Consider the following 22,917-nt stretch of genomic DNA (forward strand, 5'->3'; position numbering starts at 1 on the left):
GGCCCATGCCGTACGGCATGGGCCCCATCCGTGTCCGGCGGCGTGCGTCAGAGGCAGTCCTCCTCGCGGTGCTCGGCGGCGCCGCCCCCGCGCTCCGCCGCCGCGCGCAGCTCCACCCGCCGGATCTTCCCCGAGATCGTCTTGGGCAGCTCGGCGAACTCGATGCGCCGCACCCTCTTGTACGGGGGAAGCTCCGTGCGGGAGTGGGCGAAGAGCAGCTTCGCCGTGTCCGCGGTCGGCTCCCAGCCCTCCGCCAGCACCACGTACGCCTTGGGCACCGACAGCCGCAGGGCGTCCGGCGCCGGCACCACGCCGGCCTCCGCGACGGCCTCGTGCGACAGCAGGGCGCTCTCCAGCTCGAACGGGGAGATCTTGTAGTCGGAGGACTTGAACACGTCGTCCCCGCGGCCGATGTAGGTGAGCCGCCCGTCGGGGCCGCGCACCGCGAGGTCGCCCGTGCGGTAGTAGCCGTCCGCCATCGCCTCGGCCGTGCGCTCCGGGTCACCCTCGTAGCCGGCCATCACCCCGGTCGGGGCGGCGGACAGGTCGACGCTGATCTCGCCCTCGTCGGACGGGCGGCCGGTGGCCGGGTCGAGCAGGGCGATGGCGAAGCCGGGGCTCGGCCGGCCCATCGAGCCCGGAGTGACCTCCGCGCCAGGGGTGTTGGCGATCTGGACGGTCGTCTCGGTCTGCCCGAAGCCGTCCCGGACGGTCACCCCCCAGGAACGCCGTACCGCGTCGATGACCTCGGGGTTGAGGGGCTCGCCGGCCGCCACCGCCTCCCGCGGCGGGGTGCGCAGCAGGCCCAGGTCGGCCTGGATGAGCATGCGCCACACGGTGGGCGGCGCACAGAACGTGGTCACGCCCGCGCGGTCCATCTCCGTCATCAGGCGGCCCGCGTCGAAGCGCGTGTAGTTCTGTACGAAGACGGTGGCCTCCGCGTTCCACGGGGCGAAGAGGCTGGACCAGGCGTGCTTGGCCCAGCCCGGCGAGGAGATGTTCAGGTGGACGTCGCCGGGGCGGAGCCCGATCCAGTACATGGTGGACAGGTGCCCCACCGGGTACGAGACGTGCGTGTGCTGGACCAGCTTCGGCCGGGAGGTCGTGCCGGAGGTGAAGTAGAGCAGCAGCGGGTCGTCGGCGAGGGTCGGGCCGTCGGGCACGTAGTGCGCGGAAGCCGTCTGCGCGTCCTCGTAGTCGAGCCAGCCCAGGAGTGCGGTGCCGGCGGGGAGGCCGACCGCGATACGGGTGAGGCCGGCGGGCGCCGCGTCGAACCGGGCGTGGTCCTGCGCCCGGGCGACGACGTGGCGGACCGCACCGCGTTCGATGCGGTCCGCCAGCTCCGCCGCGTTCAGGAGCGTCGTCGTCGGCACGACCACGGCGCGCAGCTTCATCGCCGCGAGCGCCGTCTCCCACAGCTCCTTCTGGTTGCCGAGCATGACCAGGACGCGGTCCCCGGCACGGACGCCCTGCGCGCGCAGCCAGTTCGCCACCTGGTCCGAACGGTGGGCGAGCTCCGCGAAGGAGTGCTCGGCGTGGGAGCCGTCCTCCTCCGCGATCCGCAGCGCGGTGCGGTCGTTGCCGCGGGCGATCGCGTCGAACCAGTCCAGGGCCCAGTTGAACCGCTCCGGACGGGGCCAGCGGAAGCCCGCGTACGCCGTGTCGTAGTCCTCTCGGTGGGCGAGCAGGAAGTCCCGTGCGGCCCGGAACTCCTCGGTGGGGTCGGTCGTGGTCATGCGTTGCTCCTTCGTGGTCGGCGCCTGCTCCGGGCCGGACCGGGTCAGCCCGCGGCGCCTGTGGTGTCGGCGCCGGTGGTGCCGGTGTCAGTGGTGCCGGTGTCAGTGGTGCCGTTGTCGGCGGTGTCGCCGATCGGCACCAGGGCGACGACGGGGATGGTCCGGTCGGTCTTGGACCGGAACGTCGCGAAGTTCGGGTCCTGGGCCGTCTGCAGTCGCCACAGCTCCTCGTGCTCCGCCTCCGGGACCGGCTCGGGCCGTACGGCGAAGCGGTCCCGGCCGACCTCCACCACGCCCTGGCCGGCCGCCACGAGATTGCGGTACCAGCCGGGTGCCACGGCGGCTCCGCCGTTCGCGGCGAAGACGATGTGGCGGCCGTCGCGGACCAGGTGGACGAGGGGGGGCGTCCGGGTCAGACCGCTGACCCGGCCCGTGGTGCTGAGCAGCAGGAGGGGGATGGAGCCGAAGTCCTTCACCCGCCCGCCATGGGCCCGGAATTCCTCGATGACGCCCCGGTTGAAGGAATTGCTGTTGACGGTCTCGTCGACCGTTCCGTTCGTGTTCGTGTTCGTGTCCTGCATCAGTTCCATTCACCTTCGGGGAGGAAGAGGCGGGTGTCCGTGGTCTGCTCGAACGGCATTCCGGCGGGCATGTTGATGAGTTCCATGGAAAGGCCCCACGGAGTCGTGAAATACACCCAGCGGTCTCCGGCGATGGGCCCGTCCACGATGGTTTCCGGCTCCCCGAGGATGGTGACGCCGGGCTGCTCGCGCAGGTACTCCGTGGCCTTGTCGACGTCGTCCACGTAGATCGCGAAGTGGTGCCCGCCCCAGTCGCTGTTGCGCGGCCGGCTGCGGTCCTGGTCGGGCGAGGTGTACTCGAAGAGTTCGAGGTTGGTCACCGGGCCGAGGCGCAGCATGGCGATGTTCGCCGAGGCGCGGGGGTGCACGGCGAGCTTCTCGGTCATCCAGGTGCCCTCGGGGTCCTCCACCGGGCCGAGGCGGTAGGCCAGTTCGGCGCCGATGACCTCGGTGAAGAACTCCACGGCCTGGTCGAGGTCGGGCACGGTGTAGGCGATGTGGTGCACCGCGCGCGCTCCGGGGATCTTGCTCAACGTCACTCCGTCCGCCGGGGGTCCCGCCTTCGGCGGAGCCCCGTGCCGTTGTCCGGGCGGAGGCCCGGGCAGGCCCGACGATGGGGCCCGGCGGCCCGCCGATCAAGGCCTAGTTCCCAAAGTGCGCCGACCTGCCGAAGTTGACTTCGGGGGTTGGCGGAGAACCGCCCCTTCCTGCTGAGATGGCATTCATCGCGGCGAACTCAGCCGGTCAGAACCGCCTTCGATGCGCCCCCGCTTCTGCATTCATGGGCTGGACTTCCTTCCAATGAACTCGAAGACCAGGAAACGACGAAGATGACGAATGATATTAAGCGCCGCCGGTTCGTGGGTGCGGGATCGGGAATGGCCCTGGCCGCCGCCGCCGGCGGACTGGTGCAGGCCCCCGCCGCACGTGCCGCGGAGGCCGGCAGCGCCGGGGAGGCGGGCGCGGCCGGCGCCCAGGCGACCGGTGTGACGGTGGTCCCGGCCGATTCCCGGTACCCCGATCTCACCTCGGGCATGAACCAGCGCTGGCAGGCCCGCCCCGAGAAGATCGTGCTGCCGAGGACCACGGCCGAGGTCGTCGCCGCGGTGCGCGAGGCCGTCACCACCTCCAAGCAGCTCTCGGTGGTCAGCGGCGGGCACTGCTTCGAAGACTTCGTCTTCAATGCCGACATCAAGATCAACATAAAGCTTTCGCTGATGAACCAGGTCAGCTTCGACACGGCGATGAACGCCTTCTGCGTCGGCGGCGGCGCCACCCTGCTCGACGTCTACGAAGCCCTCTACGAGGGCTGGGGCGTGACCATACCCGGCGGCATCTGCCACAGCGTCGGCGTCGGCGGACACATCACCGGCGGCGGGTTCGGCAACCTCTCCCGCCAGCACGGACTGACCGTCGACCACCTGCACGCCGTGGAGGTCGTGGTCGTCAACGCGGACGGCACGGTCCGCAGCGTGATCGCCGCACGGGACTCCACCGAGGCCCGGCTGCGCGATCTGTTCTGGGCGCACACCGGCGGTGGCGGCGGCAGCTTCGGCATCGTCACCCGCTTCTGGTTCCGCACCCCGGGCGCCACCGGGGGCCCGGAGTCACTGCTGCCCAAGGCGCCGTCCGAGATCTACCTGACCCTGGCCAACTGGCCCTGGGAGAAGGTCACGCAGGACGGCTTCAGCCGCCTGGTCACCTACTGGGGCAAGTGGCTGGAGCAGAACAACACGGCGGGCACCACGGCCGGTTCGCTCTACTCCTGGCTGCTCCTCAACCACCGCGACAGCGGTTCCCTGGGCGCGGTCGTCCAGTTGGACGCCTCGCTCCCCAACGCCGCGGCCGTCCTCTCCGACTTCCTCGCCGGCATGGACCTGGCGCTGGGCCTGAGCTCGGCGACGCGGCGCTCGTCGGGCGTGCTCGACTCCGCGTACACCACGACCAAGCTGCAGCCGTGGCTGCGGGGCACGCGCTACATCGGCTCCATCTCCGCCACCCAGCTGGACCCGACCACCCGCGGCATCCACAAGTCCTCCCACCTGCGCACGGCGACCCCCCAGCGGCAGATCGACGCCATGTACCGCAACCTCACGAACACGGAGCTGCCGAGCCCCTTCGCCGGGATCGTGCTCTCCGCCTCCGGCGGCCGGATCGCGTCCGTCTCGCCGACCGCCACGGCGGTCGCCCAGCGCGACGCGATCATGAAGACCAACTTCGAGAGCCTCTGGTACGACACCAAGGACGACGCGAAGAACATCGCCTGGGTGCGCAACGCCTTCAGCGAGGTCTACGCCGACACCGGCGGCGTCCCGGTCCCCAACGGGGTCACCGACGGCTGCTACATCAACTACCCCGACGGCGACCTCTCGGACCCGGCCGTCAACACCTCCGGCGTGCCGTGGCACGACCTGTACTGGAAGGGCAACTACGCCCGGCTCCAGCAGGTCAAGCGTGCCTGGGACCCGCGGAACATCTTCCACCACCGGCAGTCGATCCGCCCCTGACCCGACGCCGGGCCACCCCCCCCACCCCCCCCACACCCCCCACACCACCTTCACCCTCACACCCCCCCTTTCCAAGGAGAGAACCCCAATGCGTACCACCACCCTCGGCAACGGCGGTCCCGTAGTAGGCCGCGTAGGTCTCGGCACCATGGGCATGTCCTTCGGCTACGACCCGCACGGCTGGGACGACGACGCCTCCGTCTCGGTGATCCACCGCGCCCTCGACCTCGGCGTCAACCTGATCGACACGGCCGACGTGTACGGCCCGTTCACCAACGAGGACCTCGTCGGGCGGGCCATCAAGGGCCGCCGCGACGAGGTGGTGCTGTCCACCAAGGGCGGCCTCGTCGTCGACGAGAACGGCATCGGCCTCAACGGCCGTCCCGAGCACCTGACCGCCGCGGTCGAGGCCAGCCTGGGCCGCCTGGGCACCGACCACATCGACCTGTACTTCCTGCACCGCGTCGACCCGCAGGTGCCGCTGGAGGAGAGCTGGGGCGCCCTCGCCGAGCTCGTGCGCCAGGGCAAGATCCGCTCGCTGGGCCTCTCCGCGGTGAGCCTGGAGCAGGTGCGCGCCGCGCAGGCCGTGCACGCGGTCGCCGCCGTCGAGTCCGAGGCCTCGCTGTTCACCCGGGACGCCTTCGCCGACGTCCTCCCGTACACCGTCGAGCAGGGCATCGCCTTCCTGCCCTTCTCGCCGCTGGGCCGCGGTCTGCTCACCGGCGCCTTCACGAACCCGGCCGACCTGCCCAAGGACGACTGGCGCACCACCCAGCCGCGCTTCACCGAAGAGGCGTTCGCGCACAACAAGGCGATCGTCGACGCGGTGACCGCCGTGGCCGACCGGCACGAGGCCGCTCCGGCGCAGGTGGCGCTGGCCTGGCTGCTCACCAAGGGCGAGCACGTCGTCCCGATCCCCGGCACCAAGACCGAGCGCTACCTCGTCCAGAACGCCGGTGCCGCCGCGCTGGACCTCACCGACCAGGACGTCGCCGAACTCGACGCCCTGCCCGCACCCCTGGGTGCCCCCGAGGCGTGATCGCGCCCCCTCGTCCGGCCGGGTGAACCCCACCGGAATCCGTTCCGTCCCCGCCGGTCCCGGAAGATCCCCGGACCGGCGGGGCGGGGCCCTTCCCCGGGACCGAAGACCCCCGAGCCCCTCGGCGCGGAGCCTTCGGCCCGGGGCCTTGCCGGCCCTCTCGCCGGCCCCTTCCGCCACCTCGCCCCGACCTTCAGACGGAGTACTTCCCACGATGTCCGAGATCATCACGGCCCGTCCGAGCAGCAGCCTCACCTCCGCCTTCGACATCCCCCGCCCGCCGGGCCTGACGTGGTTCGTCCAGTCCCAGATGCCGGTCGGCTACGAGGTTTCCCTGACCCGGGGCCTCCTCAACCCCGCCAACCCGGTCCTCGCCCGCTCGGTCGGCGCCGACGGCCGCACCGCCGTCCGCGCGCTGATCGTCGTCGACCAGGCCGTCGACGAGCTCTACGGTCCGGGCCTGCGCGGCTACTTCGACGCCTGGCAGGTCGACGCGTACTGGAAGGTCATGCCCGGCGACGAGGAGACCAAGAACCTCGAACAGGTCGTCGAGGTGACCCGGGCCATGACCGAGATGGGCATCCTGCGCCGCACCGAACGCGTGGTCGTGGTCGGCGGCGGAGTCCTGATGGACGTGGTCGGCATGGCCGCGAGCCTCTACCGCCGCGGCGCCCCCTACGTGCGGGTCCCCACCACCCTCGTCGGACAGGTCGACGCGGGCGTCGGCGTGAAGACCGGCGTCAACCACGGCACCCACAAGAACCGCCTCGGCACCTACTTCGCCCCCGAAGTCACCCTCATCGACCCCGAGTTCCTGCGCACGGTGGAGCCCCGGCACATCGCCAACGGGCTCGCCGAGATCATCAAGATGGCGCTCATCAAGGACGGCGCGCTCTTCGACCTGCTGGAGGAGAACGTCACCCGGATCACCAGCGACTCGCTCGCCGACTGCGGTGCGGCGATGAGCGAGATCGTCTCCCGGGCGATCGCCGGCATGCTCGACGAGCTGGAGCCGAACCTCTGGGAAGGCGTCCTGGAACGCTCGGTCGACTACGGGCACACCTTCAGCCCCTCCCTGGAACTGCGGGCCGACCCGCCGCTGCTGCACGGCGAGGCCGTCGGCGTCGACATGGCCGTCTGCCTGGCGCTGGCCGTCGGCCGCCGCCACCTGTCCGAGAGCGACGCCCACCGCGCGCTGGCCCTCATCGCCGGCTGCGGACTCCCGCTCACCCACCCGGTGTTCACCCCCGAACTGCTGGTGGTCGGCCTCGCCGACGCCGTCAAGCACCGGGACGGCGCCCAGCGCCTGCCGCTGACCAACGGGATCGGCTCCTGCGTCTTCGTCAACGACATCACGGGCGACGAGCTGGCCCGCGCCCTGGAGTTCGTACGGGCCTACGCGGACGGTCCGGCCCAGTGAGCGCGCCGGGCCCGATCACCGTCCTCGACGTGGGCGGCACCCATGTGCGCAGTGCCGCCTGGTCGCCCGGCGACGGACTCGGCGACACCCTCGACCAGCCCTCGCCGAGCCGCCTGCGGCATCCCGGCACCCCCGTGGCCGAACTGCGCGAACGCCTCCTCGCCACCCTCTGCGCGGCGGTTCCGCGTACACCCGGCGGCTCGGTGGCCGGCGTCTCCTTCGGCGCCGCCCTCGACCACCGCAGCGGCACCGTCTACGGCTCCGCACCGCTGTTCGGCGACGAGACCACACCGCTCGACCTGCGCGGCGAACTCCGCAGCCGGCGCCCCGACGTCCGGTGGCACATCGTCAACGACGTCACCGCCGCCCTGCTGCACTTCGTCTCCGCGCCGCACCGCCGCGCCCACCGCAAGGTGCTGCTGATGACCATCAGCTCCGGCATCGCCTGCCGCACCGTGGACCTGCGCAGCGGCACGATCGCCACCGACGGCTGCGGGCTGCAGGGCGAGGTGGGCCACCTGCCCGCCTCGGCCGTACTGGCCGGCGAGCCCGTCGAGTTGCTCTGCGACTGCGGCCGGCCCGGGCACGTGTCCTCGTACGCCTCCGGTCCGGGCCTGCGCCGGATGGCCGACGTCCTGCGGGAGCGCGCCCCCGGCCGCTGGGAGCGTTCGCACCTGGGCCGCGCGACGGCCGAGGGCGCCGCCTTCGAACCGGCGCTGCACGCCGCCCTGGACGCGGGCGACCCGCTCGCCTCCGAACTGCTCGACGCGTCCACGGCGCCCGTCGCCGACGTCCTGCGCAGCGCGCTCTGCCTCGACCCGGAGCTCGACGAACTCGCCCTCACGGGCGGGGTGGCCAGCGGTCTCGGCGCGCACTACAAGGCCTCGGTCCTCGGCCATCTGCGCCGCGAAGGGCTCTACCTCACCGGGGAACGCGCCCCGGACTGGGCGACGGACCGCATCACCGTGTGCGCCCCGGGCGAGGCGAACGGCCTCATCGGGGCGGGCCTCGCGGCCCTGGACGCGGAGCGGCCCGCCGGAAGCGGCGCGCAGGCCGAGGCCGCCACGGCCACCGAACCCACCGCGCCCGCCACGCACCCGGCGGTCGTACGGGAGGGGGAGGCGACGCACCTGCGTCAGCGGCCCACCCCCGCGCCCGGCCCCGGGGAGCTCAGCGTCGCGCCCCTCGTCGCCGGTGTGTGCGGTACCGACCTGCAGATCCTGCGGGGACTGCGCGAGGACGGCGCCCCGGTCCTGGGCCACGAAGGCGTGGCCCGGATCGTCGAGGCGGGACCGGGCGTGGCCGATCCCCGGCTGGTGCCGGGCGCCCGTGTCGTGGTCAATCCCACGCACCCGTCCGACCCGTCGTTCCTGCTCGGGCACAACGTCGACGGGATGCTCCAGGCCCGCATGCTGGTACCGGAGAGCGCCGTCAGCGGCGGCCTCGTCCTCCCCCTGGAGGAGGTGCCCGGGGGGAACCTGCCCGCGCTGATCGAGCCCCTGGCGGTCGTACGGTACGCCCTGCTCGCCCTGGCCCGGCACGAGCCCGACACCCTGCTCGTGATCGGCGACGGCACCGTCGGACACCTCGCCGTCCGCGCCGCCGCACGCTGGCTGGGCCGCTCCGTGCGGACCGTCCACGTGCACCACACCCGGGCGGGCCTGGAGTGGAGCGCGCACGCACCGCACCGGGCCGACCACCGCGTCGTACGGGACGGCCTGGCGACGGGCACGCCCGCCGGGACCCTGGACCGGGGACGGGTGGCGGTCCTGATCGCCACCCCGGCCCCGGCGACCCTGCCGAGCCTCGACCTGGCCCTGGGCGCGACGGAGGGCGCCGAGGTCGCCGTCGACCTCGTCGGCGGGCTGCGCCGGCCCGCGTTCAGCGACTGGTTCCCCGGCATCGACCTGTCCGAGGTACGGGCCGCCAACTGCGGCGGCACGCCCGAACCGCCCGTCGTCGCCCGGCTCACCACGGCCGACGGCCGCACGGTGTCGGTCCTGGGCCACCGCGGCGTGGCCAACGAGCACCTGGAGTACGCGGCGGCCGAACTGTGCCGGGACCCCGAGCGCTACCGGGACCTGGTGACGCACGAGACCGACCTCGCGGGCGCGGCCGCCATCCTGACCGGGCTCGCCCGCAACGAGGGCCGGATCGTCGACGGGCGACGGCTGGTGAAGCTCGCCGTGCGCACGGAGACCCCGTCATGAGCCTCCCGCCGAGCTTCCCGCCGAACCCCGGGCCGGGGCTCGCACCGGGTCGTGCACCGGGCCCCCCGGTGACCGGCCTCGTCGACTGGCGGCTCCCCGTACGCGGCGAAGCAGCCGTGGACCTGGCCTTCCAACACCGGGTCGAGGGACTCCAGTTCGACCTCGGAGGGCCCGGCCGCGGCCCCTGGCTGGACAAGCCGGGAACGGCCGGGGGAGCGGTCGGGCGGCTGCGCCGCACCGCCGCGTCCGCCGGCGTGACCCCGCTCGGGGTGGCGGCCAACGTGCTCAACGACATCGGCCTCACCGCCGAACCGGGCACCCTGGCCGCCGCCCGGGTCCGGTCGGTGATCGACCGGCTGCTGGACGTGGCGTGGGAACTCGGCGTCCCGCTGGTGTTCCTGCCGAGCTTCCGGCGCAGCGCCATCGACGGTGAGGCGGCGCTCCTGCGCACCGCCGAGGTGCTGCGCTGGGCGGCGGCGCAGGCGCAGGCCCACGGCCTGCTCCTGGCCAACGAGAACGTACTGCCCGCGCACCAGGCCCTGCGGCTGGTCGAAGAGGTCGGATCGCCGGCCTTCCGGCTGCTGCTGGACAGCTACAACCCGGTCGGCGCCGGCATCGACGTACCCGATCTGGTGGAGGCGACGGCACCCTTCCTCGCCGACCAGATCCACCTCAAGGACGGCCCCGAAGCCGCCGCCACCGCCCCGGGCCCGCTCCTGGGCGACGGCGACGGCCGGGTCGACGAGACCGTCGACGCCGTGGCACGCCATCTGCCGGGCGTGCACGCGGTCGTGCTGGAGAACGACCACCGCGACGGGGACGGGACCCGGCTCCGCGCGGACCTCGAACGGGCCCGGGCGTTCGCCCGCAGACTGCACCGACGAAGAATGGAGGCGGCACAACCATGCCCCTCGTACTGACCGCCCACGCCCTGCTGTTCGACATGGACGGCACGCTCGTGGACTCCACCGCCGCCGTGGAACGCACCTGGCACCGGTTCGCCGCACGGCACGGCCTCGACGCGGCCGAGATCCTGGCCTCCTCGCACGGACAGCGGACGGCGGAGACCGTCGCCGCCCACGCCCCGCCGGGCACCGACGTGGAGGCGGAGACGGCCTGGCTCGTCGCCCAGGACATGGCCGACACCAGCGGCACCGTAGCCGTGCCGGGAGCCGCCGAACTGCTGGCGGCGCTGCCGCCGCACCGCTGGGCGGTCGTCACCTCCGCCGGCCGGGAACTGGCCGTACGCCGCATGGCGGCCGCCGGACTTCCGCTTCCGGAGGTCCTGGTCAGCGCGGACGACGTCCGCGAGGGCAAGCCCTCGCCGGAAGGCTTCACGGCCGCCGCCGGCCTGCTCGGCGTCAGCCCCTCGGCGGCCATCGTCTTCGAGGACGCCGAACTGGGCCTGCTGGCCGCCGGAGCCGCCGGATGCTTCTCGGTGGTCGTGGGCGAGCACGGCGGCGACGCCGCGGAGGGCCGCCCCCGGATCGCCGACTTCACCGGGACCACCTGCGCCGCCTCGGACGAGGACGGCCTGCGCCTGGTCCTGCCGACCTCCGCGCCCGCGCGCGTACGGGTGCCCGCGCGCACCTGATCCGCGCCGCCCGCCCCCTCGCCCGCCCCTCCTCGCCCGCCCCTCCCGTCCTCCCTCCTCTCCCCTCCCTCCGATCGGAGCGCCTTCGTCATGCCCATCGACCAGAACACGCTGATTCACGGCCACGCGGCCCCCGGATTCGAAGCCGTTCGCGAGGAGTTCGCCCGCAACTTCGCCGAGCGGGACGAACAGGGGGCGGCCGTAGCCGTGACCCTCGACGGCGAACTCGTCGTCGACCTCTGGGGCGGCGCCGCCGACCCCACCCGCGGCACCCCGTGGGACGGCGACACCCGCCAGCTGATCTTCTCCGGCAGCAAGGGCATCCTCGCCACCGCGCTGCTCCTCCTCGTCGACCGCGGTGTCGTCGACCTGGACCTGCCGATCGCCCACTACTGGCCCGAGTTCGCCGCCGAGGGCAAGGAGCGGGTGACCCTGCGCGAGGTGGTCACCTTCACGGCGCGGATGCCGGCCGTCGCGGCCCGGCTGTCCCAGGACGACCTGGCCGACCCCGAGGCGATGGCGAAGCTGCTGGCCGACCAGCCCCAGGAGAGCGACCCGCGCGCGGAGGGCATCCTGTACGGCCCGTACGCGACCGGCTGGATCGTCGCCGAGGTGATCCGCCGCGTCGACGGCCGCCGGCTGAACCGGTTCTTCGCGGAGGAGATCGCCGGCCCGCTCGGCCTCGACATCTCCTTCGGCATCCCGCCGGAGCTGGAGCACACGGTGGCGCGCACCGAGTACGGGACCGGCTTCCGCGACCAGTTCAGCGGCTACTTCACCAGCGAGGACCCGCTCACCCAGCGGCTCTGGCAGAACCCGATCCCGTTCCCCGAGGACGAGGAGATCTGGAACCGGCCGGACCGCCGCCTCGGCCTGATCCCCGCGGCCAACGTCATCGGCTCCGCACGCGCCTTCGCGAAGTTCTACGGCATCCTCGCCGCCGACGCCGACCGCCCGTACGACCAGGCGCCGGTCCTGCTCTCCCGCCGGCTGCTCGACGAGGCGCGGGCCCCGCGCGTCAGCAAGGTCGACCAGCTCATCGGCGTCCCCATGGTCTACGGCGGGGGCGGCTACCGGCTGCGGACCAACCCGCGCCCGGGCGTCGACGGAAACTCCTTCGGCCACGACGGCGCCGGCGGCTCGGCCAACCAGGCCTGGCCGCGCGCCCGCGCGGGCGTCTCGTACGTGATGAACCGGCTCATCGCCCTCGGCCCCGACGACAAGCGGGCCGCCTCGCTCGTCAAGGCCGTCGCGGAGTCCATGGCCGGCCTCGGCATCGGGAACCGGGCGTGACCGGCGACGGCATACGCCTCCTCGCGCCGGACGGCACCCGGGTGGCGCACCCCGAGCACGCGATCGACCTCTCCCCGGAGGAACTGCGCTCCCTCTACCGGGACATGGCGCTGGCCCGCCGGTTCGACGCGGAGGGGGTGACCCTCCAGCGCCAGGGCGAACTGGGCCTGTGGCCCTCGCTGCTCGGGCAGGAGGCCGCCCAGGTCGGCTCGGCACGGGCCCTCCGGGAGGACGACCACGCCTTCCCCAGCTACCGCGAACACGCCGTCGCGCTGGGCCGGGGCATGGACCCCCTCGCCCTGCTGCGGCTCTTCCGCGGGGTCGACCACGGCGACTGGGACCCGCAGGAGCACCACTTCCACCTGTACACCCTGGTCATCGGCTCGCAGACGCTGCACGCGACCGGGTACGCCCTGGGCCTGGCCAAGGACGGCTCCGAATCCGCCGTCGTCGCCTACTTCGGGGACGGCGCCACCGCACAGGGAGACGTCTCCGAAGCCTTCAACTTCGCGGCCGTGTACGGCGCCCCGGTGGTGTTCTTCTGCCAGAACAACCAGTGGGCGATCTCGGAGTCCAACGAGAAGCAGACCCGGGTCCCGCTGTACCAGCGCGCCCAGGGCTTCGGCTTCCCCGGCGTCCGGGTCGACGGCAACGACGTCCTCGCCTGCCTCGCCGTGACCCGGTGGGCGCTGGAACGGGCCCGCCGCGGCGAAGGACCGACCCTGATCGAGGCCTTCACGTACCGCATGGGCGCCCACACCACCTCCGACGACCCCTCCCGCTACCGGGACGCGGCCGAGGTGGAGAGCTGGCGGGCCAAGGACCCGCTGCTGCGCCTCGAACGGCTGCTGCGGGCCGAGGGCGCCGCGGACGACGCCTTCTTCGCCGAGACCGAGGCGGCCGGCGAGGCGCTGGCCGCGCGGGTCCGCGAGGGCGTCCGCTCCATGACCACGCCCGACGAGCGCAACCTCTTCGACCACGTCTACGCCGAACCGCACGCCCTGGTCGACGAGGAACGCGAAGCGTTCGACGTCTTCCGGGCGGCCTTCGCCCAGGAGGGATGAGATGACGACCACCACGCTGGCCGGCGAGCGGATGACCCTGGTGGCGGCGCTCAACGCCTCCCTGCGCACCGCCCTCGTCGAGGACCCCAAGACCCTCCTCATGGGAGAGGACATCGGCCGGCTCGGCGGGGTGTTCCGGGTGACCGACGGCCTGCAGAAGGACTTCGGCGAGCACCGCGTGATGGACACCCCGCTGGCCGAGTCGGGGATCGTCGGCACCGCGATCGGGCTGGCCCTGAGCGGCTACCGGCCGGTCGTGGAGATCCAGTTCGACGGGTTCGTCTTCCCGGCGTACGACCAGATCGTCACCCAGCTCGCCAAGATGCACGCCCGCTCGCGCGGCAGGGTCCGGCTGCCGGTCGTGATCCGCATCCCGTACGGCGGCGGGATCGGCGCCGTGGAACACCACTCGGAGTCCCCGGAGGCGCTGTTCGCGCACGTACCCGGACTGCGCGTCATGTCGCCGGCCACCCCCTCCGACGCCTACTGGATGCTCCAGGAAGCCGTACGGAGCGACGACCCGGTGATCTTCCTCGAACCCAAGCGCCGCTACTACGAGAAGGGCACGGTCGACACCCGGCCCGCAGCCCGCCCCGGACCCCCCACCGCACGCGTGGTGCGCGAGGGCACGGACCTCACGCTCGTGGCCTACGGGCCGATGGTCGCGACCTGCCTGAACGCGGCGGCGGTGGCCGCCGAGGAGGGCCACGAGCTGGAAGTGGTCGACCTCCGGTCGATCTCCCCGATCGACTTCGACACCGTCACCCGCTCGGTCCGCCGGACCGGCCGGCTGGTCGTGGCGCACGAGGCACCGGTCTTCTTCGGCGCCGGCGCGGAGATCGCCGCCCGGATCACGGAGCGCTGCTTCTACCACCTGGAAGCCCCCGTCCTGCGGGTCGGCGGCTACCACACTCCCTATCCGCCGTCCCGGCTGGAGGACGAGTACCTCCCGGGACTCGACCGCGTGCTGGACGCGGTCGACCGCGCACTCGCCGCCTGAAGGGGCTGTTCACGATGACGGACACACGATGACGGACACCATGGTCCGGTACCAGGAGTTCCGCCTGCCCGACGTCGGTGAAGGGCTGCAGGACGCGGAGATAGCCCGCTGGCACGTCGGCGTGGGGGACACGGTCACGGACGGCCAGGTGGTCTGCGAGATCGAGACGGCCAAGGCCATGGTCGAGCTGCCCGTTCCGTTCGCGGGGGTGGTGCGCGAGCTCCGGTTCCCGGAGGGGACGACGGTCGACGTGGGCGAGGTCATCATCACCGTGGCCCCGGAGGGAGCCGGCGAGGCCCCGGAGGCCGCCTCTGCCCCGGCCGCGGCGCAGGCTCCGGCCGAACCGGTTCCGGCCGGGCCCGCCCGGCAGCCGGTCCTCGTCGGGTACGGGGCGGCCGCCGCCCCGACCTCCCGCCGCCCCCGGCGCCCGGCCGCGGGGGCTCCCGCCTCCGCCCCGGCCTCCGCCCCGGCCGTCGCCCCGGCCGTCGCCCCCGCCCCGGTCGTGACCGGCGCCGACCGGCCGAAGGCGAAGCCGCCGGTACGGAAGCTCGCCCGGGACCTGGGCGTGGACCTCGGCCGGGTGCGCCCCAGCGGGCCGCACGGGGACATCACCCGCGAGGACGTGCGTACGGCGGCCACGGCATCGGTATCGGCACCGGCCGCGGAACCGGCATCGGTACCAGCGGTACAGGCGTCCGCACCGGACGCCTCCGGCCGTGACGACGCGGCATACGAGACACGGATCCCCGCAACCGCAGTGCGCAAGGCGACGGCCCGGGCCATGACCGAGAGCGCCTTCGGGGCTCCCCACGTGACGGAGTTCGTCACGGTCGACGTCACCCGCACCATGAAGCTCGTAGAACGCCTGAGGAAGGACCCCGAGTTCGCCGGGGTCCGGGTGAGCCCGCTCCTCCTCGCCGTGCGCGCCCTGCTCTTCGCCGTCCGCCGCCACCCGGAGATCAACGCCTCCTGGGACGGGGAGCGGCAGGAGATCGTCCTCAAGCACCGCGTCAACCTCGGCATCGCCGCCGCGACCCCGCGCGGACTGCTCGTGCCCAACGTCAAGGACGCGCAGTCCCTCACCCTGCCGCGGCTCGCCGCGGCCCTGGACGCCCTGGTGAGCACCGCCCGCGAGGGCCGGACCACTCCGGCCGACCTCGGCGGCGGGACCCTCACCGTGACCAACATCGGTGTCTTCGGCATCGACACGGGAACCCCGATCCTCAACCCCGGCGAGGCGGCGATCCTCGCCCTCGGCGCGATCGGCCCCCGCCCCTGGGTCCACCGGGGCAAGGTCGTGCCCCGTCAAGTGACCACGCTGGCCCTGTCGTTCGACCACCGGCTCGTCGACGGGGAACTCGGCTCGCGGGTCCTCGCGGACGTCGCCGCCGTACTCCACGACCCGCGGCGTCTGGCCACCCATGGCTGAGGACGCTGCCCACCATCCACACGACACCCCCTGGGAGGGACCGTGAACACGAGCACCGTACGGGGGCGATCCGCCGCCGGGACCGTGACGCTCTGGCTCGACCTGCAGGACTCCGTGCCGGAAGGCACCCGGCTGAGCGAGCTCTCGGCCCTGAGCGCCGCGGGCACCATCGCCGCGGCCGGACTCGGACCGGACACCGGCGTGGCCGCGGCGCGGCAGGTGTGCGACGCACTGCGCCCCCTCCACGACCGGACCGGCGGCCGCCGCGGAACGGTGGTGCTCACCCTCCCGCCGTCCCCCGACCTGCCGTTCGTGTCCCCGGACGCGGCCGAGCTGGTCCGCGGGGCGGCGGCCCTCGCCGGCCGGGTGGACCGCACCAACCAGGTCGTCGCCCTGCCGGCGAACGGCTCCGGGGTCGCCGCCCTGGAGGACCTGCTCGCCAGGGACCTCCCCGTCCATCTGGCCACCTGCTTCTCCGCCCGACGGTACGAACAGGCGGCCACCGCCTACCTGTCGGCCCTGACCCGGGCCCGCGCCGAAGGCCGCGACCTCGCCGCCCTCGCCTCGACGGTGGCCTTCGGGCTGCGGCCCCTCGACATCCGGATCGACGCGCTCCTGGACCGGGCCGGCGGCGAGGAGGCGAAGGCGCTGCGGGGGACCGCGGCCCTGCTCGCGGCCCGGCTGGCCCGCCGGGCGAGCGCCCGGATCTTCGATCCCCGCACCTCGCCGGAATGGGAGGCCCTCGCGGCGGCCGGAGCACGGCCCCTGCGCCTGGTCTGGACGGAGCTCGGCGATCTCGCGCCCGCCGCCGGCGCCCAGACCGACTACGCCGCCGAACTGGCCGACGTGGACACCGCGTTCGCCGTCCCGGTGGAGTCGCTCGGCGCCGCGGCGCGGCTGCGGCCCGGGCCGCAGCGCTCGGACCGGGGGCTGGCCGCGCAGGCCGAGCGCTTCGAGGCGTGCCTGCGATGGTTCGGCATCCGTACGGAGGAGGTCGTACGGGAACTGGAAGGGGAGCCGGCCGAGTTCGCCGGGATCCCGCGGAGCAGGGCCCTGGTCGGCGGGGGCGTGTCATGAGGCTGCAGGACTACGCGCGCGGCCTCGGCCCCTCGCACGCCCCGCGCTCACCGATGCCCGTGGTGCGACCGCAACCGCAGACGCCGCAGCCCCCTCAGGAACCACGGATCCCCCATCAGTCACAGCCACCCGGGGGCGTGCCGCCGGCCGCCCCGCCGACGCCGGGGCGGCTGGGCGCGGCCACCGCGGTCGTCGCCCTCGGCGGGCTGCTGTTCGGCTTCGACACCGGGGTGATCTCGGGGGCGCTGCTCTTCCTGAAGGAGGACTTCGCCCTCACCTCCTTCCAGGAGGGGACGGTCATCTCGGCGCTGCTGTTCGGCGCCGCCCTCGGGGCCCTGGGCAGTGCGCGGCCCGCCGACCGGTTCGGACGCAAGCGCGTCCTCGTCGCGGTGGCGGCGACCTTCACGCTGGGGCTGGCCGCCGCCGTCACCGCCCGCGACTTCGCGAGCATGGTGGCGGCCCGGACGATCCTCGGCCTGGCCGTCGGCAGCGCCTCCACGGTGGTCCCGCTGTACCTCGCCGAGATCGCCCCGCCCCGCCTGCGGGGCCGCCTGGTGACCGCCAACCAGGTCCTGCTCACCGTGGGCATCCTGGTGTCGTACCTGGTGAACCTGGCCTTCGCCGGCAGCGCCGACTGGCGCGCGATGTTCGCGGTGGGGCTGATCCCCTCCGCGGTCATGCTGCTGGGCACCTTCTTCATCCCGGAGAGCCCGGAGTGGCTCCGCCGCCGCCCGGACGCCCGTACGCAGTCCCGTACGAAGGCAGCCGCGAAGGCCCCGGCCCACCCCGCGGTGCGCCGTGCGCTGCTGATCGGCCTCACGCTGGCGGCCGTCCAGCAGTTCGGCGGGATCAACAGCATCATCTACTACGCCCCGAGCATCATGGCCCGGGCCGGACTCCCGGCCTCCGACTCCATCCAGTACGCGGTCTTCATCGGCGTGGTCAACGTGGTCATGACCGTGGCCGCCGTCCCGCTCATCGACCGGGCCGGCCGCCGCCCCCTGCTGCTGTTCTCCCTCGCGGGCATGGCCGTATCGCTCGTCACCCTGGGCGCGGCCATGAGCGTCCCGGCGGGACCCGTGACCAACGTGATCGCCCTGATCTGCATGATCACGTACGTCGGCAGCTTCGCGATCGGGCTCGGACCGGTGTTCTGGATCCTGGCCGCCGAGCTGTTCCCGCCCGAGGCGCGGGCCCGCGGCGGGGCCCTGTGCGCCCTGGTCAACTGGGCCGCCAACTTCGTCGTCGGGCAGCTCTTCCTGCCGGTCGCCGACGCCGTGGGCGTGTCCTGGGTCTTCTGGACCTTCGCCGCGGTGGCGGCGGGCGGGCTCGTCTTCGTCGGCCGTCAGGTGCCGGAGACGAAGAACCGGTCGCTCGCCGACATCCAGGGTGACCTGGTCCTGCGCTGACGGTGTCAGACCCCGGCCCCCGGCCGGGCGATCGCGGTCAGCAGCAGGTCCCACACCTGCTCGGCCGACGGCGCGTGCGGACAGCCGTCCGCACCGCCGTGGAGGCCGCGGGCGGACAGCTCGGTGCCCTCTACCAGCCGGACGATCAGGGCCTCGGCCACACCGGGAGCCACGCCGGCCCGCAGGTTCCCCGAGGCGTGGGCGCGGGCGAGCAGGAACCTCAGGGCCGGCGCCCAGGTGTGGGCCTCGGGGCGGCCGGCGGTCCCGGAGCCGTGCCGCTCGCGCCGCAGCCGGGCCGCGGCGCGGGCCTCCACGCTGGTCTCCAGACGCCGCATCAGCGCCGTGACCAGGGATCCGAGGGCCACCATCGGCGGCTCCGGGCTCGTCAGGGCCTCGTTCACGTGCCGCGCCGTGCTCACCCGGGAGGCCGAGCGGACGGAGTCGGCCAGCGCCTTCTTCGTACGGAAATGGAAGGTCAGCCCGCCGATCGAGGTGAGGGCGCTCTCGCTGATCCGGGAGAGCGACGCCCCTTCGTACCCCCGGTGCTCGAACTCCAGCGCCGCGGCCTGGATCAATGCGCTGCGTGTGCGGGCGGCGCGCTCCTGCATCTTCTGGATCTTTCTACGCGGGCATGCGGGGACACCCCCCGGAGCATCCTGGCGGCGCGCGGCGCCCGCCGGAGGGCCGACTACAGGAAGTAGGACCGAGAGCGAGAAATAAAAGAGAACGTTCTCTATGCTTCTGGCTATCGGGAGTCGCGTGGAGGACGAAGGGGGTATCGGCATGGCCGTGACAGGAGTGATCGGTCGTGGACCGGCGGGCGACCGCACGTCGGTCTCGGCGTTCAGCCAGGAGCTGTTCGCACAGCTGCCGCGCACGGACCAGATGAAGTGGGCCGAGGTCTACCTGCGGGGCCTCTTGGCGACGCGGGGACGGAAGTCGGTGCGCCGCATGGCGGAGACCGTCACCACGTCCGCCACCGCCTCGCAGTCGCTCCAGCAGTTCGTGAACACCAGCCCCTGGGACTGGAACGAGACCCGGCAGGAGCTCGCGCGCTGGATAGACGGCCGCTTCACCCCGCAGGCGTGGACCGTCGTCCCGGCGGTGCTGCCCAAGCGCGGAACCCACTCGGTCGGCGTGCACCGGCGCTTCGTCCCCGAACTCGACCGCACCATCAACTGCCAGCTCAGCGTGGGACTGTTCCTGTCCGGAGGCCGCGAGCACCTGCCCGTCGGATGGCGGCTGCACCTGCCGGAGCGGTGGACGAAGGACCCGGAGGCACGACGGAGGGCGCGCGTGCCCGACTCGGTCCCGTTCCGGCCGCACTGGGCCCACACGGTGGGCCTGGTCGACGCGCTGTCGGCGCACTCGTCGGTCGTGGCCGCTCCGGTCGTCGCCGACGTCGGCTCCACCCCCGACGCCCGCCCGGTCGTCGAACGGCTCAACGGCAGCGGCCACGGCTTCGTACTCGCCGTCGCCGACGACCTCCAGCTGCTGCCCGACCCCTCACCCCTCCGCTCCGCGGGGCCGTCCACCACCAGCCACCCGGCCCTGGAGACCGCCCGGCAGAAGCTGCTGCGCAGCGGAGTCCGGCACCCCCACGTCACGACCGTGCTCGGCCCGGACGGCCGCCCCCGGCGCGCCCAGGTGGTCTCCGTCCCCGTCAGGACCCCCGTCCTGCGCCCCGACGGCACCCGCACGGTCACCCCGGGCCTGCTCTTCGCCGAATGGGAACCCGCCCGCCGCCGCCCCTCGCGCATCTGGCTCACCAACCTCGTCCACCGCCGCATGGAGGAACTGCTCACGCTGACGCAGCTGCTCCAGGGCGCGGTCGACACGGTCGCCGCCATGGGCGAACACCACGGCATCCAGGACTTCGAGGGCCGCTCCTTCCCCGGCTGGCACCGCCACATGACCCTGGTCTCGGCGGCCTACGCCTACCAACGCCTGGCCGGCAACACCACGACCCACGCCGCAAGAGCCGCCTGAGCCGCGCCGGCGCCGGCCGGGGTCACCGGGTCAGGAAGCGGTCCCGTAGGCGGGTCGTCGTGGGCGGGGTGATGCCGACGGTGTCCGTGAGGTAGGCGTGGACCGAGCCGTGGCGGGTGGTGAGGTCGGCCAGGGTCAGGCGCAGGATCTGCGCGGGGGCGCGGCCGTACGAGGGCCAGCGCATGGTGCGGCCCGGGTTGGCGGTGTGCCAGTCGGCCGTCAGCCGGGCCGTGGCCAGCTCGGTCAGGGCGAAGTCCGCGAGGATCTGCTCCTCGTCCACGCCGAGCAGGGTCAGGACGAGCGCGGCGATCAGCCCGGTGCGGTCCTTGCCCGAGGTGCAGTGGAAGACCGCCGGGCCCGGTCCCTCCGCGAGCAGCTCGATCGCGGCGCGGATCTCCGCCACCCCGTCCTCGGCGACCTCGGCGAACCGGTCCGCGAGGAACCGCCACGGGTCGGTGTCCGGGTCGATCTCGGCCTGGTCGTACGGCCGGTGCTCGATGCTGAGGTTGGCGTACGTGAACCGCTCGGGCTCCGGTATCCGCCCCTTCGCCTCGATCTCCCAGGGGTAGCGCAGGTCGATGACCGTCCGCACGCCGAGGTCCAGGAACCGGTCCCAGTCGGTGCCCGCGAGCTTGCCGAGCGAGTCCGCGCGGTAGAGCGCGCCCCAGGCGACGGCGGAGCCGTCCTCCGTGCGGTAGCCCCCCAGATCGCGGAAGTTGTGCAGTCGCTCGAACTCGATGTGGCGGGTCATGCGCGGGATCCCCCTCGGTGTCGGCTCAGCCCATGTGCAGGGCCGCGGCGAAGTCCATCTTGTCCTCGAGCCGGCTCAGGTTGCGGCCCGTCAGTGCCTCGATGCGGCTGATCCGGTAGCGCAGCGAGTTCACGTGCAGGTGCAGTGCCTCCCCGCAACGCGCCCAGGAGCCGTCGTGTTCCAGGAAGGACCGCAGGGTGGGCACCAGGTCGGAGCGGTAGCGCCGGTCGTAGTCCGTCAGCGGGGCCAGCAGCCGGCGGCTGAACTCCCGCCGGACCTCGGCCGGGATCAGCGGCAGCAGCGCCATGACGTGCGCGGCGAGATCGTCCGGCCCGCAGGCGGCGACCGGTTCCGAAGGGGCCGTGACCTGACGGGCGTTACGGGCCTGCGCGAGCGCGTGCCGCAGCTCCGCGGCCCCGCCCACCGCATCGCTGACCCCGAAGGCCAGCCGCTCCCCGGCCCGCAGTCCGCGCGGCAGCGAACCGCCGGCGACCCGGACGACCGCGTCCGGGGTCAGCAGGGCGTCCGCGTCGACGAGCACGAAGGCGACGGCCTCGGCCCCGTCCCCGGCCGCCGTGACGGCCAGCCGCGCACCGGCGTCGGGCCCCAGGCAGCGCGGATGCAGCAGGATTTCTTCCAGCAGGTCCCGTACGGACGCGGCCACGGGGAACCCGGGCCCGCCCGGCGCGTCCAGCCGGGCCGATACGGCCTGCCAGCGCAGCGGGCCCTGCGGGCCGCCTTCCCCGGCCTCCCGCCCGGCCCCGGCCGTGAGCCGGGCGGCCGCCGCCTCCTCTTCCTCGAAGAGCGCCTGCCCGCCCTCCACGGCAGCGGCCGAACCGGCCAGCGCCAGCAGTCGTTCGGCGGCGCGCCGCCGCATCGTGCGGTCGGTGTCGCGGCCGCCGCGCTCCACCGCGACCAGCCGGGCGAGCCGGCCCAGCAGGTCGATGCGTTCGCCGTTCCAGTCGGCGGTGTCGGCCTCGACGGCGATCAGCCAGTCGGTCAGCGACGCACCGGGAGCGCGCTCCCCCTCTCCGGCCCCGGCCCCGGCCCCGGCCCCGGAACGGACCGGGAACAGGGAGAAGGCCGTCCCGCGCGCGACGGTACGGTGCGGGGCCCGCTCGCCCGCCCGCTCGGCGGCCAGGAACCGCCCGGCCAGCGCCGAGGCCGTCTTCTCGGGCAGCGGCGGCCGCGCGCCCGCGATCTGCCGGCCGGTCGGGGAGAGGATGTGCGCGTGCAGGTCCAGCTCGGCCAGCAGCAGTTCGAGGAGGGCTTCGGCCCCCGCCCCGGCCTGCCGCTCGGTGCTGAAGCGCCGGTGCCGGTCCACGAGCGCGGCGAGACCGCCGATCCGCTCCTCGGTCCGGCCGCGCGCCACGTACTCGGTGACCGAGGTGAACGGCACCTCCACGCCCACCGCGAGCAGCGGCAGCCCGTACCGGGCACAGGCCTCCACCAGATCGTCGAGGACGTGGCCGAACTGCGCCTCGCCCGCGCCCAGCGCCACGGCGCCCGCCTCCACGAGCACGCGGACGAACGCGTCGGCCCGTTCGGTCCCCGCGTCCTTGTGGTGCCAGGCCAGTCCGGACAGCACCAGGTCCCCCGGGGACACGAAGCGCCCGGGGTCGGGCAGGTCGATCGTCACCGTTCCGAGGACGGGCCGGTCGAGGTCCCGCTCGCCGCCGGGCAGGCCCAGCAGGCGCAGCAGACACGGGTCCGCAGGCGCGTGGGCCTCTTCGGACGACAGCAGATCACGGAGCCTCATGACCCCACCCTGCCATGTGCAGCCGGGATCACGATCGCGAAGGCTCCCCACAGAACCGC

The 22,917-nt window shown here is 73.6% G+C and carries 19 protein-coding genes; 13 read left to right on the plus strand and 6 right to left on the minus strand.

The window, feature by feature from the left end:
- Nucleotides 1-47 precede the first annotated feature (47 nt).
- Genes ACFWNV_RS25825 through ACFWNV_RS25835 form a run of 3 tightly spaced genes read right to left on the minus strand, consistent with a single transcriptional unit; the run spans nucleotide 48 to nucleotide 2,850 of the window.
- A complete protein-coding gene (locus ACFWNV_RS25825; protein WP_383951502.1) occupies nucleotides 48-1,736 on the minus strand; it encodes an AMP-binding protein in 1,689 nt (562 codons plus the stop codon).
- Nucleotides 1,737-1,780: 44 nt separating this feature from the next.
- A complete protein-coding gene (locus ACFWNV_RS25830) occupies nucleotides 1,781-2,317 on the minus strand; it encodes a nitroreductase/quinone reductase family protein (protein ID WP_383951505.1) in 537 nt (178 codons plus the stop codon).
- On the minus strand, nucleotides 2,317-2,850 hold the full coding sequence (locus ACFWNV_RS25835) for a VOC family protein (protein ID WP_383951508.1): 534 nt from the start codon (nucleotides 2,848-2,850) through the stop codon (nucleotides 2,317-2,319). The genes ACFWNV_RS25830 and ACFWNV_RS25835 overlap by 1 nt, the downstream gene beginning before the upstream one ends.
- 297 nt (nucleotides 2,851-3,147) lie before the next feature.
- Here ACFWNV_RS25835 and ACFWNV_RS25840 point away from each other — a divergent pair, with 297 nt between their 5' ends.
- The 12 genes from ACFWNV_RS25840 to ACFWNV_RS25895 all read left to right on the plus strand — a co-directional run bounded on the left by ACFWNV_RS25840 (nucleotide 3,148) and on the right by ACFWNV_RS25895 (nucleotide 18,359).
- Complete coding sequence (locus ACFWNV_RS25840) at nucleotides 3,148-4,824, plus strand: FAD-binding oxidoreductase (protein ID WP_383951510.1); 1,677 nt, start codon at nucleotides 3,148-3,150, stop codon at nucleotides 4,822-4,824.
- A gap of 88 nt (nucleotides 4,825-4,912) precedes the next feature.
- Nucleotides 4,913-5,863 (plus strand): aldo/keto reductase, encoded by a 951-nt coding sequence (locus ACFWNV_RS25845; RefSeq protein WP_383951513.1) that lies wholly within the window; start codon nucleotides 4,913-4,915, stop codon nucleotides 5,861-5,863.
- Between the two features lie 214 nt (nucleotides 5,864-6,077).
- Nucleotides 6,078-7,283, plus strand: coding sequence for a sedoheptulose 7-phosphate cyclase (locus ACFWNV_RS25850; RefSeq protein ID WP_383951516.1), 1,206 nt, complete (start codon nucleotides 6,078-6,080; stop codon nucleotides 7,281-7,283).
- Nucleotides 7,280-9,493 carry an ROK family protein gene (locus ACFWNV_RS25855; protein ID WP_383951519.1) on the plus strand — a complete coding sequence of 738 codons (2,214 nt, stop codon included), beginning with the start codon at nucleotides 7,280-7,282 and terminating at the stop codon, nucleotides 9,491-9,493. The genes ACFWNV_RS25850 and ACFWNV_RS25855 overlap by 4 nt, the downstream gene beginning before the upstream one ends.
- On the plus strand, nucleotides 9,490-10,413 hold the full coding sequence (locus tag ACFWNV_RS25860) for a sugar phosphate isomerase/epimerase family protein (RefSeq protein ID WP_383951522.1): 924 nt from the start codon (nucleotides 9,490-9,492) through the stop codon (nucleotides 10,411-10,413). Before ACFWNV_RS25855 ends, ACFWNV_RS25860 begins: the two co-directional genes overlap by 4 nt.
- Entirely contained in the window at nucleotides 10,398-11,087 is a 690-nt protein-coding gene (locus tag ACFWNV_RS25865) for an HAD-IA family hydrolase (RefSeq protein WP_383951525.1), read from the plus strand. The genes ACFWNV_RS25860 and ACFWNV_RS25865 overlap by 16 nt, the downstream gene beginning before the upstream one ends.
- Nucleotides 11,088-11,177: 90 nt before the next feature.
- Entirely contained in the window at nucleotides 11,178-12,380 is a 1,203-nt protein-coding gene (locus ACFWNV_RS25870) for a serine hydrolase domain-containing protein (RefSeq protein ID WP_383951528.1), read from the plus strand.
- Nucleotides 12,377-13,444 (plus strand): pyruvate dehydrogenase (acetyl-transferring) E1 component subunit alpha, encoded by a 1,068-nt coding sequence (gene pdhA, locus ACFWNV_RS25875; protein WP_383951530.1) that lies wholly within the window; start codon nucleotides 12,377-12,379, stop codon nucleotides 13,442-13,444. The genes ACFWNV_RS25870 and pdhA overlap by 4 nt, the downstream gene beginning before the upstream one ends.
- A gap of 1 nt (nucleotide 13,445) precedes the next feature.
- Nucleotides 13,446-14,444 (plus strand): alpha-ketoacid dehydrogenase subunit beta, encoded by a 999-nt coding sequence (locus ACFWNV_RS25880; RefSeq protein ID WP_383951532.1) that lies wholly within the window; start codon nucleotides 13,446-13,448, stop codon nucleotides 14,442-14,444.
- 28 nt (nucleotides 14,445-14,472) lie between these two features.
- Entirely contained in the window at nucleotides 14,473-15,873 is a 1,401-nt protein-coding gene (locus ACFWNV_RS25885) for a dihydrolipoamide acetyltransferase family protein (protein WP_383951535.1), read from the plus strand.
- A 42-nt stretch (nucleotides 15,874-15,915) separates the two neighbouring features.
- A complete protein-coding gene (locus ACFWNV_RS25890; RefSeq protein WP_383951538.1) occupies nucleotides 15,916-16,950 on the plus strand; it encodes a transaldolase family protein in 1,035 nt (344 codons plus the stop codon).
- Between the two features lie 137 nt (nucleotides 16,951-17,087).
- The gene (locus tag ACFWNV_RS25895) at nucleotides 17,088-18,359 is read left to right on the plus strand and encodes an MFS transporter (RefSeq protein WP_383951541.1); all 1,272 of its coding nucleotides are present in this window, start codon (nucleotides 17,088-17,090) and stop codon (nucleotides 18,357-18,359) included.
- 5 nt (nucleotides 18,360-18,364) lie between these two features.
- Here the strand turns inward: ACFWNV_RS25895 and ACFWNV_RS25900 are convergent, their stop codons facing one another.
- Entirely contained in the window at nucleotides 18,365-18,967 is a 603-nt protein-coding gene (locus tag ACFWNV_RS25900; protein WP_383951544.1) for a TetR family transcriptional regulator, read from the minus strand.
- A gap of 175 nt (nucleotides 18,968-19,142) precedes the next feature.
- On the opposite strand from ACFWNV_RS25900, the gene ACFWNV_RS25905 reads away from it, so the two are divergent.
- Nucleotides 19,143-20,348, plus strand: coding sequence for an IS701 family transposase (locus ACFWNV_RS25905; protein ID WP_383951547.1), 1,206 nt, complete (start codon nucleotides 19,143-19,145; stop codon nucleotides 20,346-20,348).
- Between the two features lie 22 nt (nucleotides 20,349-20,370).
- Here the strand turns inward: ACFWNV_RS25905 and ACFWNV_RS25910 are convergent, their stop codons facing one another.
- Complete coding sequence (locus tag ACFWNV_RS25910) at nucleotides 20,371-21,099, minus strand: tyrosine-protein phosphatase (RefSeq protein WP_383951550.1); 729 nt, start codon at nucleotides 21,097-21,099, stop codon at nucleotides 20,371-20,373.
- Nucleotides 21,100-21,124: 25 nt separating this feature from the next.
- The gene (locus ACFWNV_RS25915) at nucleotides 21,125-22,858 is read right to left on the minus strand and encodes a PucR family transcriptional regulator (protein WP_383951552.1); all 1,734 of its coding nucleotides are present in this window, start codon (nucleotides 22,856-22,858) and stop codon (nucleotides 21,125-21,127) included.
- Nucleotides 22,859-22,917: the final 59 nt, after the last annotated feature.

The organism is Streptomyces sp. NPDC058401, from assembly GCF_042722885.1.
Classification (GTDB): domain Bacteria; phylum Actinomycetota; class Actinomycetes; order Streptomycetales; family Streptomycetaceae; genus Streptomyces.